The following is a 426-nucleotide window of genomic DNA, read 5'->3' as shown; positions in this document are numbered from 1 at the left end:
GCCGCAGAGCGGCCAGCAGGCTCTCGGTGCTGCCCGCCCCGCTCATGACGATGTCGGGCAGGACGAGGGCCACCGGCCCGTGCGTCATGGGCAGGGCCGACCGGATGGCGCCGTCGAGGCCGGGGTCGAACGACTCGTCCTGGTAGACGAAGGTCAGTTGGAAGGTCTGGGCGTAGCGCGCGAGGTACCTCACCGTGTCCAGCTTGTGCGTGCCGAAGACCACGACCAGGCGCACGGTGAGTCCGCTCTTGGCCAGTTCGACCACGGCTTCCAGGCTGCGGTCGAGCACGGTGACTCCCGGTGCCAGGCAGTGCAGCTCCTTCGAGTAGGGCGCCTCGAAGCGCGTGGCGAATCCGGCGCAGGGCAGGATGACCGAGACATCAGGGGCGGGCGCGGGCGAGCTGTGCATGAGGGGCTCACAGGGGG

1 pseudogene is annotated in these 426 nt (G+C 70.0%); it reads right to left on the bottom strand.

Annotation, left to right across the window (positions count from 1 at the left end):
- A pseudogene (locus tag AB8Z36_RS42095) lies at positions 1 to 409 on the bottom strand (hypothetical protein); the annotation flags it as partial.
- Positions 410 to 426: the final 17 nt, after the last annotated feature.

The sequence above is a fragment of the Streptomyces flavofungini genome (assembly GCF_041028215.1).
GTDB classification, from domain to species: domain Bacteria; phylum Actinomycetota; class Actinomycetes; order Streptomycetales; family Streptomycetaceae; genus Streptomyces; species Streptomyces flavofungini_B.
The sequence above is the reverse complement of the archived record's forward strand: the minus strand, read 5'-3'. Positions and strand labels throughout refer to the sequence as shown.